Source organism: Deinococcus sp. KSM4-11, from assembly GCF_004801415.1.
Taxonomy (GTDB): domain Bacteria; phylum Deinococcota; class Deinococci; order Deinococcales; family Deinococcaceae; genus Deinococcus.
Genome location: NZ_SSNX01000003.1, coordinates 320077 through 332224, shown reverse-complemented (window position 1 = coordinate 332224; position 12148 = coordinate 320077). Strand labels below are relative to the sequence as shown.

General features: G+C 71.8%; 10 protein-coding genes. 6 read left to right on the top strand and 4 right to left on the bottom strand.

Annotation, left to right across the window (positions count from 1 at the left end; all coding sequences use genetic code 11):
- The first annotated feature begins 27 nt into the window (after nucleotides 1–27).
- Both E7T09_RS11505 and E7T09_RS11500 read left to right on the top strand, forming a co-directional pair.
- Complete coding sequence (locus E7T09_RS11505; protein WP_136389317.1) at nucleotides 28–3018, top strand: EAL domain-containing protein; 2991 nt, start codon at nucleotides 28–30, stop codon at nucleotides 3016–3018.
- Between the two features lie 54 nt (nucleotides 3019–3072).
- Nucleotides 3073–4176 carry a diguanylate cyclase gene (locus E7T09_RS11500; protein WP_136389316.1) on the top strand — a complete coding sequence of 368 codons (1104 nt, stop codon included), beginning with the start codon at nucleotides 3073–3075 and terminating at the stop codon, nucleotides 4174–4176.
- Between the two features lie 76 nt (nucleotides 4177–4252).
- Here E7T09_RS11500 and E7T09_RS11495 read toward each other — a convergent pair whose 3' ends face one another.
- A complete protein-coding gene (locus E7T09_RS11495) occupies nucleotides 4253–5419 on the bottom strand; it encodes an anhydro-N-acetylmuramic acid kinase (protein WP_255578428.1) in 1167 nt (388 codons plus the stop codon).
- Between the two features lie 490 nt (nucleotides 5420–5909).
- On the opposite strand from E7T09_RS11495, the gene E7T09_RS11490 reads away from it, so the two are divergent.
- Nucleotides 5910–7418: a DEAD/DEAH box helicase gene (locus E7T09_RS11490; RefSeq protein WP_136389314.1), complete on the top strand. Its 1509-nt coding sequence runs from the start codon at nucleotides 5910–5912 to the stop codon at nucleotides 7416–7418.
- A 61-nt stretch (nucleotides 7419–7479) separates the two neighbouring features.
- On the opposite strand, the gene E7T09_RS11485 is transcribed toward E7T09_RS11490, so the two are convergent.
- The gene (locus tag E7T09_RS11485) at nucleotides 7480–8421 is read right to left on the bottom strand and encodes a type I phosphomannose isomerase catalytic subunit (protein WP_136389313.1); all 942 of its coding nucleotides are present in this window, start codon (nucleotides 8419–8421) and stop codon (nucleotides 7480–7482) included.
- Between the two features lie 83 nt (nucleotides 8422–8504).
- Nucleotides 8505–9386 (bottom strand): DNA repair protein, encoded by an 882-nt coding sequence (locus E7T09_RS11480; RefSeq protein WP_136389312.1) that lies wholly within the window; start codon nucleotides 9384–9386, stop codon nucleotides 8505–8507.
- A 129-nt stretch (nucleotides 9387–9515) separates the two neighbouring features.
- Between E7T09_RS11480 and E7T09_RS11475 the strand changes: the two genes are divergently transcribed.
- From E7T09_RS11475 to E7T09_RS11465, 3 genes are all read left to right on the top strand, one after another.
- Nucleotides 9516–10109, top strand: a complete 594-nt coding sequence (locus E7T09_RS11475; RefSeq protein WP_136389490.1) for a trimeric intracellular cation channel family protein — start codon at nucleotides 9516–9518, stop codon at nucleotides 10107–10109.
- A gap of 66 nt (nucleotides 10110–10175) precedes the next feature.
- Nucleotides 10176–11201 carry an MBL fold metallo-hydrolase gene (locus tag E7T09_RS11470; RefSeq protein WP_136389311.1) on the top strand — a complete coding sequence of 342 codons (1026 nt, stop codon included), beginning with the start codon at nucleotides 10176–10178 and terminating at the stop codon, nucleotides 11199–11201.
- A 71-nt stretch (nucleotides 11202–11272) separates the two neighbouring features.
- Complete coding sequence (locus tag E7T09_RS11465; RefSeq protein ID WP_136389310.1) at nucleotides 11273–11821, top strand: DinB family protein; 549 nt, start codon at nucleotides 11273–11275, stop codon at nucleotides 11819–11821.
- 20 nt (nucleotides 11822–11841) lie between these two features.
- On the opposite strand, the gene E7T09_RS11460 is transcribed toward E7T09_RS11465, so the two are convergent.
- Nucleotides 11842–12042: a hypothetical protein gene (locus tag E7T09_RS11460; protein WP_136389309.1), complete on the bottom strand. Its 201-nt coding sequence runs from the start codon at nucleotides 12040–12042 to the stop codon at nucleotides 11842–11844.
- Nucleotides 12043–12148 lie beyond the last annotated feature (106 nt).

Below are 12148 nucleotides of genomic sequence, written 5' to 3'. Positions count from 1 at the left end.
ACGCGGCGCTCTAGCCTGACGCATTCCATGACCGCCGTGCCCATCGCCCCCCAGCTTCCCAACCGTTTCCCCCATGATCCGGATGCTGTCCTGGCGGGCGGGGACGTGGCTGCGGCGCTGGCCACGCTGCTGAGCCGCCTGCCGACGGTTCTGGGGGCGCGGCTGTACCGCCGCGGCCATGACGGCCAGAGGCGGGTGTGGGCAGCCCTACATGCGGCGCCCGGTGTGGGTCACGACGACCTCCTGACAGTTCAGGAAGTCCTGAACATGCCGGGATCGGACGGCGTGACCGGAGGGGTCGAACTGCACCTGGACGTGCCCAGCTCAGAGGCGCCGTGCATCCGGGCCGTCCTGACTGGCCTTCTGCCCCCCCTGTGCGCCCAGCTGACCGCGCTGGAACTGGTAGAGGCGGCGGCGGCGGACCGCCGGGAACTGGCCCTGCTGGATCGCGCCCTGCGCGCCCTGGACGTGGCGACCGAACAGAACACGCTGTTCCAGAAGGTGATCGACGCGGTGCACGACCTGCTGGAAGTCGAGCACGTCGGTATCGGCCTGGTGAATGGCGAGGTGCTGAGCCTGCGCGAGGTCGCGGGTCAGGGCGAGTGGATCCAGCACTTCCCGCTGGGCGCGGGCGTGGCCGGTCAGGTGATCCGCAGCGGTCACGCCGCCCTGATCGAGGACGTGACCACGAACCCCGACTACTACCCCATGCATCCGGGCGTGGTGAGCGAGATCTGCGTTCCGCTGTTCGACGCCGGACGGGTCGTGGCGGCGCTGAACGTGGAGAGCGTCGGCCGGCGGCTGGGGGTGCGCGACCTGAGGCCCCTGCTGACGCTGGGCGTCTGGCTGGGTCGCGCGCTCGAGCGCCGCCGGGTGCAGGCCGAGACGGAACGCCAGCGGCTGGCCCTGGGCCTGCTACATGACCTGCGCACCTCCTTCGACCGCGCAGCCGACGAGGGAGCCGCCATCCGCGCGGTCGTGGAGGGCCTGAGCCGCACCTTCGGGTACTCGCACGTGAGCGCGTACACGGTGCGTGGCGACGAGGCCGTCCTGGAGCACCAGATCGGCTACGCGCGGGTCATTGACCGCATTCCGCTGGCGCGGGGCGTGATGGGCCGCTGCTGCCGCACCGGGCAGGTGCAGTGGCTCCAGGACGCCGCACACGACCCGGACGTGCTGCGCGCTGAAGACACGGTCACGTCCGAGCTGTGCGTGCCGCTGGTGATCGCCGGGCAGGTGATCGGCGCCGTGAACGTGGAGACGCTGCGGGATCATGCGCCGCTGCAGGCGTGGGATCGGGAGATCATCGAGTCGGTGGCCGGGTACCTGCAGCAGGCGCTGGAACGCCACCACCTGCACGAGCGGGCGAGGGCGCAGGAGGCCACCTACCGCCTGCTGGCCGAGCACACCACGGACTTGGTGTGCCTGCATGCCCCGGATGGCTCCCTGACGTACATCAGCCCCAGTGTCCAGAGTGTGCTCGGCTACGCGCCCGAGGAACTGCTGGGCCACACGCCGTGGATCGTCCTGACGCCCGAGGCTGCCCACGAACTGGCCCAGGGCACCCGCACCTCCTTCGAAACGCGACGCTGGCAAACCAACCACCGCGCCGGGCATCGGGTCTGGCTGGACACGACCATCACCCGGATCGCGGGCGACGAGTCCGGCGTGTACCTCTCGTGCTCGCGCGATGTCACGCAGCGGCAACGCGATCAGGAGGAACTGGAGTGGGCCGCCACGCACGACAGCCTGACGCGCCTCACCAACCGCGCGCAGCTGTACGCCTCGCTGGAACGCGAGATGGCCCGCGCCCGGCAGTCCGGGCAGCCGGACTACGCGGTGCTGTACCTCGACATGAACCGGTTCAAGGTCGTGAACGACAGCCTGGGCCACAGCGCCGGCGATGAGCTGCTGCAGGCCTTCGCCCAGCGGCTGCGCGCCAGCATGCGCCAGGGTGACCTGGTCTGCCGCCTCGGCGGGGACGAGTTCGCCGTGCTGATGACCGGCCTGCGCCTGCCGGGCCTGGAGGACGTGCAGGCCGCCGCCCAGCGCCTGCTGCGTGCGCTGGACGAGCCGTTCATGCTTCGCGGGCACGCGGTGCGCGTCACGGTCAGTATCGGCATCGCGCCGGGCGAGCCGCAGCACGCCACGCCCGCCGACATCCTGCGCGACGCCGACCTGAGCATGTACCGCGCCAAACGCGACCCGCACCACGGCGTCGCCACCTTCAGCGCCGACATGCACGACCACGCCGTGCGGCAGCTGACCCTGGAAGCGCACCTGCCGCACGCGGCCGCGCGCGGGGAACTGGAAGTCGTGTACCAGCCGATCGTGGCCCTGGAGGGCGGCGAGACCACCGCCATGGAGGCCCTGGTTCGCTGGCGGCACCCGACGCTGGGCGTGGTCTCCCCGCTGGACTTCATTCCGCTGGCAGAGGAGCTGGAGGTCATCTCCAGCCTCGGGGCCTTCGTGCTGGAGGACGCCTGCCGCACCTTCGCCGGCGTGCCCGGGGCGTGCCGCGTGCAGGTGAACGTCTCTCCCCGGCAGTTCCGGGGGGCGACCTTCGTGCGAACGGTGCGGGACGTGCTGGCCCGCACCGGCCTGCCCCCCACCCGGCTGGGCCTGGAAATCACGGAGAGCGCCTTGGTCGAGGACATCGACGAGGCCGCCCGCACCCTGGGGGAACTGCGTGCCCTGGGCATCTGCGTGCAGATCGACGATTTCGGCACGGGGCACTCCAGCCTGGCGTTCCTGCACCGCTTCCCGGTGGACGCCCTGAAGGTCGACCGGGCCTTCATCGCGAAACTCGGTGAGGACGAGGTCAGCGCGGATCTGGTTCGAACCGTGCTGCTGCTCGGGCAGGCGTTACGCGTACAGGTGATCGCCGAGGGCATCGAGACGCCCGCCCAGCGGAACCACCTGATCGCCCTGGGCTGCCGCAGCGGGCAGGGCTACCTGTTCTCCCGCCCGCTCGACCGCAGCGCGGCGCTCGCGTGGGTGGGCGCGCCGCCCGGCTGACCTCCACCCTCCACCACGACCTCCATCCCGTCCCCACTTTCCGGAGGGCCTGACATGCTCACCACCCTGTTCCTGACTGTCTGCGTGCTGTGCACCTGCGGGTATCTGCTGAGCCTGACCTACCAGCGCTGGCCGGTCGAACGCTCGGGCCGCTGGTACTTCCTGCGGCTGGCGGTGCTCGGCGGGATGGGCGTCCTGCTCATGCACTTCCCGGCCGTACTGCCCTCCGGCCCGACGGTGGATCTGCGGGCCGTGCCCGTCGTGTTCTCATTGCTGCGCTTCGGGCCGCTCGCGGGCGCCGTGGTGGCCGTCCCCATGCTGGCCGTTCAGGTGCTGGGCAGCGGCCCCCTCTCGCTGGACTCGGTCTTGCAGGGCGTGCCCAGCGTGCTGGCCATGCTGCTGTGCGGCGCCGCCCTGCACGCCGGGATGCGGCGGGCGCCGCCGGAACGCAGGCGCCGCCTGCGCTGGCCGGCCGCTGCGCTGACCCTGGCCGTGAACGGTGTGCCGCAACTGCTGCTGCCAGGCGGCCCTGACCTCATGCACAGCGGCTACCTGCCGGTGCTGCTCATAGGCGTTGCCGGATACGTGATCCTGAGTGCCATGATCGTGAACCGCGTGGGCCTGCTGAAGGTCACCTCGCGCTGGCAGTCCCAGGCGCTCCTCGATCCCCTGACCGGCCTCGCCAACCGCCGGCAGTTCGACCAGGATCTCGGGAATCTCGACCAGGGAGACGCGATCCTCGCGGTGGATATCGACCACTTCAAGCGCGTGAACGACACGCACGGGCACGCCGCCGGCGACAAGGTGCTGCGCGCGGTCGGACACGCCCTGCAGGGCGGCCTGCGCCACCACGACCGCGCCTACCGGCTGGGCGGTGAGGAGTTCGCGGTGATGCTCCGGCACGTGAACCGCGAGCAGGCGCAGGCCGTGGCGGAACGCCTGCGACGCGCGGTCGAGGCCAGACCCATGGCGGGCCTGGAGGTCACCATCAGCGTCGGCGTCAGCCTGGTCGCGCCGGGTGACGCGCCCGCCGCCGTGCGTCAGGCTGACGTCGCCCTGTACCGCGCCAAGCAGAGGGGCCGTAACCGCACCTGCGCGTGGCAGTCCGGCGACCTGACCGCGCTGGACGTGACCAAGACGATGATCGGCATCATCTAATCCCGACTCTCCCACCACGGATGTGCTTCGGGACAGCTTGGAAGGAAGCGGCTTTCCGCTACCGGACGGGTGCAGTTCACCGTTGCGTGGGGCTGGGACGCGAGAGTTTCCCGGCGATAACCGCGTGGCGCGCGCCAGTCGTGCCGGGCAGCGTGTTCGGCCAGCCCTGGAACGCGTAATACCCGAGCACAGCGAAGGCGGCGGCCTCGCGCGCGCCGGAGTTCCAGCCGCGCTCCTCGAAGGTCACCACGGGAACTGGAGCCAGCGCCGAGCGGAGTTGCGCCATCAGGGTCGGGTTCAGGGCTCCGCCGCCCGCCACGACGATCTCGTCGAGTCCCAGCGGCACGACGAACTCCTGGTACGCCCGCGCGATCGTCTGGGCACTGAACGCCGTGACGGTCGCGGCGATGTCCTCTGGATTCAGTTCGAACACGCCCGGCAGCGCCTGCAAATTCCAGCGTTCCCGCCCGGTGGATTTGGGTGGGGGGGCCAGCAGATAGGGATCGTCCAGCCACGAGCGGATCAGGGTGTCCGCGACGTGCCCCAGCGCGCCCATGCGGCCCCCCTGGTCGAAGCGCTGGTGGAACAGTCCGGCGGCCTCGTCGATCAGGGCGTTCGCGGGGCCGGTATCGAAGGCGATCACGCCCGCTCCGTCCAGGCCCGGCAGGTAGGTCAGGTTGCTGATCCCGCCCAGGTTGTGAACAGCGCGCCGTACGCCCTCCTCGGCGTACGTGATCCGGTCGGCAAACGGAACCAGAGGCGCCCCCTGCCCGCCGGCGGCCATGTCCGGCGGCCGGAAATCGGAGATCACGGGCTTGCCGGTTCGCTCGACGATCATGGACGCCTCGCCGATCTGAAGCGTGGAGCGGGTGTGCCAGCCGCGCGCCGCGTCCGGCGCGGGAATGTGGTGGATGGTCTGACCGTGGCTGGCGATCAGGTCGGCCTCTCCCGACAGGTCGGCGGCGGCCTCCGCGAGCACCTCGCCCAGCCAGAAGTGCGCCTGCGTGATCTCGCTGGTGCGCGCCTCGTCCCGGCCGGCAGCCAGCAGGGCATGGCGCAGGTCGTCCTGGAATGGGGTGTAACGGTGCTCCAGCACCGTCACGCGCGGCGCTGGCCCGCTGAGCGCCGGAGGCTGGCTGGCCGTGCCGAACTCCGGCCAGCCGGGCAGCTCGATCAGCACGGCATCGATGCCGTCCACGCTGGTGCCGGTCATCAGGCCCAGGATGCGGGGCGGGCGGCTCACCGGGCGGCCGGCGCGGCCATGACATCCGGCTGAAGGCCCGGCGGGTGGCACAGAACGGCGAACCGGCCTGCACCTGTGAAGTCGATCTCGCTGCCTGGAATCACGGCGGGTACACCTTCCTGAGAATGGCCCGGATGCGGGCGGCGTGGGGAACAGGGCGAACAGCGTCAGTATCCCGCTCCTGCCGGAGGCGGCGGGTCAGGCGTGGTCAGCACCTCCCGTGGCGGCAGGATCGTCCGCGGGTGGGCCGGCACAGCCAGAACGCTGCTGCCAGGGACGGTCGACGGGCCCCGCTGCGGGCGTCACGCGCGCCGGAACAGTACGACGGATCAGATCTGGGGCATGATGGGGGGGCGTGGCAGGTCGCCGCAGGGCCCTGCCGGAACGCCGGATCGCCGCCGCTCCATACCGGAGTGGTCGTGTGAACCGCGTTTCTTCTCACCCAATGCCGCAGCGCGGCCCGCCCCTGCGGGCGTCACACAGGATGTCCATGACCCCAACCCGAACGCCTTCCCGCCCGACTTCTGTCAACCCAGTCACTTCCCAGCCGGAGCGCACGTCCGATTCCGTTCCTGCCGTGCGCGACTGGCGCGCCATGCTGGGCGACCGCACCCCGACCCCCGTGCAGGAGGGCGCCATTCCCGCCCTGCTGGCCGGGCGCGACGTGATCACCACGGCCCGCACCGGCAGCGGCAAGACCCTGGCCTTCCTGATTCCGGCCGCGGCGCGCGGCATCGGCATGCGCGCCGTGCGCGGCATGCGGCCCGAGGTGCTGGTCGTGACGCCCACGCGCGAACTGGCCGTGCAGATCCGCGACGTGGCCCGCGAGCTCGGCATGCCCGCCGGGCGCATCACGGGCGGCATCACGCCCGGCCAGACGCGCAGCGAAGCGACCGGCAAGGGCCTGATCGCCGGGACGCCCGGCCGCCTCAAAGACCTGATCACCCGCAATGAACTCAGCCTCGCGGGCCTGCGCTACGTGGTGCTGGACGAGGCCGACGAGCTGCTGTCGCTGGGCTTCCTGCGCGATGTCGGCGATATCCTGCGCGCCGCGCAGACGCAGACGGGCTCCGGGCATGGGGGCGTGCACCTGCAACTCGCGATGGCCTCCGCGACGTTCCCGGCCGAGATCCGCTCGGTGGCCGAGCGCTTCATGGTGCGGCCCGAACGCATCGACATCGCCCCCGCCCGGCACGCCGACGCCGACGCGAATGCAGGCGATGTGATGGGTGGCGCGACCGGCGCGACCCACCTGCTGCTGAACACCACACGCGACGACGTCCTGAACGTGGCCGCCACCCACGCCCGCGACGCCCTGAGCAAACCCGGTGGCTGCGTGGTCATCTTCTGCCGCACCAAGGCCCTCGTCAAGCGCCGCGCCGAGCGCCTGAACGAACTTCTCGCCGGCGAGGTCGTCAGTCCGCTCCAGGGCAACATGGACCAGAAGAAACGCGAGCACACCATGACGCTGCTGCGTGAAGGCAAGTCCCGCGTGCTGGTCGCCACCGACATCGCCGGGCGCGGGATCGACCTGCCGGAAGTGCGCTTGGTGATCCACATGGACATCGCCTCGACGTCCGAGGATCACGTGCACCGCTCCGGGCGCACCGCGCGCGCCGGGCGGCCCGGCGTGAACCTGGTGCTGCTGATTCCCGAGCAGCGGGGCCTATGGCAGTCGGTGCGCCGGGGCCTGCCCGAGGCCCTGCACCCGCCCATGAGCCGCGAGGAAACGCAGATCGACCGCGCCATCCAGGAGAAACAGGGCCAGGGCAGCGGCGGTGGCGTGGCCCGTCAGGGCGGCGGGCACCAGCCGCGCGGGCAGGGCCAGGCCAGGGGTCAGGGACAGAGCGGCCAGCGCGCCCAGGGGCAGCAGGGCCAGGGTGCCGGACGCTCCGGCGGCCAGTCCAGCGGCAGTTCACGCGCTGGCAGTGCCCCGGCGGGCACCGGGGCCGGACGGGTCGGCCCGCAACCCGCGCGTGGCCGTGGCGGACGCCGCTGACCACCGCGTAACTTACTGACGCTCCGGGAATCATGTCCGGAGCGTCTTTGCGTGGTGGCCGTCAGCCGGGGCGGGCAACCAGGGCGCGGCCCTCGCCGTTCAGGTGGTACAGGCCGGTGGTCGCGGGCACCAGGGCCGTGGCGTACAGCGGCAGCTCCAGCGAGTTCAGGCCCGCCTCCAGCGTCAGGGAGCCCTCCACAGTCGTGACGATCTGGAAGCGGCCTGCGGTGTCCTGGGCCTGCTCGCCCGGTACGCCGCGCAGCGTGAAGTACTCGCACGCCACCAGTTCCCCCAGGCCCAGCGTGTCGTGTGCCGCCCGGAACTCGCCCTGTTTGCGCGGGTCGGTCACGCGCACGGAGTCCTCGATGTGCAGCCTGCGCCCGGCGCTCGCGGGCCGGTCCCAGTCGTACACGCGGTAGGTGGTGTCCGAGGCCTGCTGCACCTCGTACAGCAGCAGCCCCGGCCCCAGCGCGTGCAGAGTGCCCGCCGGAATGAAGATGGTGTCCCCGGCCACCACGTGGCGCCGCTGCGAGAGCGCCAGGATGTCGCTGCCGTGGCGGATTGCGGCGGCCAGCACGTCCGGCGTCGTGCCCGGAACCACCCCGGCCAGCAACTCCGCGTCGGGCGCAGCCTGAAGGATGTGCCAGGCCTCGGTCTTGCCGCGCTCGCCCGATCCCACCATCTCGCGGGCCTGTTCGTCGTTGGGATGCACCTGCACGCTCAGCCAGTCGCGGGGATCGAGCAGTTTGATCAGCAGCGGAAAGCCCGCCGAGGCGTCCAGGCCATGTCCCAGCAGCTCGTCCGGGTGCGCGGCCAGCAGGTCGGCGACCGTCCGTCCGGCCTGCGGCCCTTCGCTTACCACGCTCTGCCCGTCCGCGATCCAGGCCTCGCCGATCGGCGTGCCGTCCGGAGCGGGCGGCGCGAGCTGGTCACCGCCCCACACGCGCGGGTAGTAGCGGGGCGTCAGGGGCAGGAAGGCCGGCAGGGGCGGGGCGGCAGTCATGCCGTCAGGGTACGTCAGGCCAGCGCGGCGCGGCGACGCCATTATCCGTCCAGCCCTTCATGCCGGGTGAAGTGTTCGGGCGGTCAGCTCCCTTGCAGGCCGTGCTTGAGCACCTGGGCGAGCTGCCGGGTCTTGCCCGCCTGGTGTTCCTCGAGTTCCGCCGTGGCGGCGCGCAGTGCCGTCCGGTAGCCCTCGGCGCTGCGGCCCTCGCTGCCCTCCAGGGTCGCGACGACCGCCTGCACCGTGAAGTGCGCCTCCGGCAGGCGGTTGAGGTTCGCGCCCGCTCCGGCGTGCCGGGCGGCCAGCAGCGCGCCCAGCAGGCCCATCTCCTCGCTGCGGCTCATCAGTTCCCGCTGGAAGGTGCGGTCCTTGATGCCGGTGATCACGTCCCACGCGGCGTCCGACAGGGCTTCCTGTGGCGAGGCGGGACGCGACACCTCGACGCGGAGGTGCTCGCCGCTTCTCCACACGCGGCTCAGGGCGCCGCCACGCCCGGGCATCCAGTGGGTCTCGAAGTCGCGGGCGTCCTCGATCAGGGCTTTCAGGGTCGCGAAGGGTGCGTCGGCCGGGACACGGTGACCGTCGCTCAGCGCACCCCACAGGCTCAGGCCGCGCTCGTCGAGGGCCTGCATGGGTGCGTACGCCGCCGCGATCGCGGCCGAGCCGGCGCTGACCAGAGCGGTGCGCGCGCCGTCGGTGAGCAGCGCGATGTCGGCGGCGCCGCCGTCCTCGACGAGTTCGGCGGCGTGGCGCAGGTGGTGGAGGCCCAGGCCCCAGCGCCGCTGCGCCTGTACCAGCGACTCGGTGAGCGCCTCGTTCAGGGTCTGGGTGTCGGCGCCACTCTCGGCCAGGGCGGTCACGCGGCTGTCCACGGCGGCGGTCGCCATCAGGGCGTCGAAGGCGTCCAGGTGCGCGTACGGCGAGGACGGGGTGGGGGTGGTTTCTTTCGTTTTCACTCGGGCCATAGTCTGTCTATTCTGCCCCAAACAGAACGCGGCGTGTGTGGTGCCGTTCCGCTCCCCCGCTACAGTGAACACGTGCACGAACTCCAGTGGTCTCCGATCACGCTGGCTGCCGGGCTGCGCGCCCTGGACATGGCCGGCATCCTGGCCTTCGCGATGTCCGGCGCGCTGCTGGGCGTCCGCAAACGCTTCGACCTGTTCGGCGTGCTGCTGCTCGGCTGCGTGACCGCCGTGGGGGGCGGCGCGATCCGCGACACCCTGACCGGCCAGACCCCGCCCGTGTTCCTGCGCGACGAGACGTACCTGTGGGCCGCCCTGCTGGGCGCGGCGTTGGCCTTCGCCTTCGGAGCCCGCCTCGCGCGGTTCGAGCGGACCCTGAGCGTGTTCGACACGCTGGGCCTGGCCCTGTTCGCGGCGTCCGGCGCGCTGGGGGCCATCAATTTCGGGCTGGGGCCTCTGGGCGTGGTCTTCGCCGGGATGCTGTCCGGCGTGGGCGGCGGGATCATCCGCGACCTGATCGCCAACGAGGTGCCGGAAGTCATGTACCGCCGCGAGCAGCTGTACGCCACGGCCGCCGCTGCTGGGGCCTTCACGGTCTGGGCGCTGCACCCGCACGTCACGCCGTTCCAGGCGCAGTTCGCGGGCTCGGCGGTCGTGATCGTGCTGCGCTGGATCTCGCGCCACGGCTGGGTGCGTCTGCCCGTGCGGCGGCTGCCGGAGGGCTGAGCGGCCCGGCTGGGTGATGGGCCGGTGGCCTCAGCCCGCCCTACGCTCACGCTCTACAGTGCGCCCATGACCGAGTCGCGCCCCGTGATTCCCACACGCCACGTCACCTCCGGTGGCGTGCGCGTGTACCGGATTCCGGTGCCGGCCTTTCCTCACCTGCCCGCCAACGTCTACCTGACCGTGCGCGGTGATCCGGCCCGGCCCGACCACACGGCGCTCATCGACGTGGGCAGCGGCCACGAGGACAGCACGGCGGCCCTGCGCGCCGGACTAGAGGCGGTCCGCACCGACTTCGGCGAGGCCTGCTCGTGGACGGCGCTCTCGCGGATCGTGATCACGCACCCGCACCCGGACCACGTGGCGGGCCTGCCCTCCGTGCGGGGCCTCTCGGACGCGCCCGTGGCCGCCTTCCACACGGCCGTGCCGGTCATCGAGCGCCCGCAGGAGCGCCGGGCCGCGCAGCAGGCCAGCGTCGAGAAGCACCTGACCTGGGCGGGCATCCCCACCGACAGCGCCTACGCCGAGCGCCTGCGCCGCCGCGCCGGGAATCTCGCCCTGCCCCAGGGCGTGCCGGTGGACACGTCCCTGCACGATGGGGACGTGCTCGACGGCGTGTTCAGCGTCATCCACACGCCCGGCCACGAGGGCTCGCAGGTGTGCCTGCGGCTGGACGACGTGCTGTTCAGCGCCGACCACCTGCTGCCGCGCAACTCACCGCCGCTGATGCCCGAGCGGATGCAGCCCGGCGCGGGCCTGGGTCACTACCTGGCCTCACTGGACAGGGTAGAGGAGCAGCGCGGCGTGACCCTCGCCCTGGGCGGACACAACGGCCCCATGCCCGAGTGGAGATCCCGCATTCAGCACCTCAGGGATCGGTATGCCGACAAGCAGCGTGATGTGCTGCAAGCAGCCACCGAGCCCCGCACCGTGCACGACCTGATGCGCGAAGTGAATCCCGAGCTGAAGGCTGTGCAGGCGCTGCTGCTGCTCGACCAGACGGGCGCCCTGGCCGAGTACCTCGCGGCGCGGGGTGAGCTGCGCGAGACCCGCCGGGACGACGGCGCGGCCCTGTTCCAGCGGCCGGTGCGCTGACCGCGTTTCGTTCTGTCGGCCACCGGCAGCCCAGGGCCGTCCCAGTCCTGGCGCCGCCGTACACTGGCGCCATGACCCACCCCGACGCCGCGCCGCCCAGCGAGCAGGAGCAGTTGGCCGCCCTGCGAGCCGCCTACCCCACGCCCGAAGATCTGATCTCGCGCATGCACCGGGAACTGGACGCCCTGGACGCCGTGATCCGCAGCGCGGCGCCGTACTGGACGACCGTGCAGCCCGGCCGCGACTGGACGCCCGCGCAGGAGGCCGAACACACCATCGTCATCAACGAGGGCAGTGGCCGGCTCGTGCGGCTGATGCTGTCGGACAAGGACATCCGCCAGCCGCCCGAGGTGCCCGGCGTGTACCGCGACGGCAAGCGGCAGGCGCCGTCCAACACCGTGCCGACCGGCACCCACACGCCCGAGGAACTGCTGGCCCGCCACGCCGCCACCCGCGACCTGCTGACCGTGCACGCGCCCGCAAATCCACAGCGCAGGTACTACCACCCGTTCATGGGACCGCTGGACGCGCTGGACTGGCTGCGTATGGCCGCCTACCAGACCCGCCACCACCGGCAGGCCATCGAGCGGGGGCTGGCGGCGCTGCACCCAGCTCCCTGAATCGGCCTGCGCCCTGAGGGTCAGGCGGGTCGCGCCATCACATCCGGCGTGGCCCGCTCGTCCGGCTCTTCCCGCGCGCTCACCAGCGCAGCAGTGGCGGCAGCCATGTCGCCGATCTTCAGAATGACGGTCCACAAAGACGGGTCAGGGGACGGAGCCCCGTCGCCCGGCTCGTCGTAACACTGGATGCGGGTCAGGCGGATGGTCGGGTGGTCAGGCATGCAGTCCCTCCAGGACAGGTGACGGAACGTGAGGAGAGGTGGGTGCGCGGGCGGCGTGGCGGCCACTCCGGCTGAACCCGTCGTGCTGCGGCCGTCCCCCCGGACG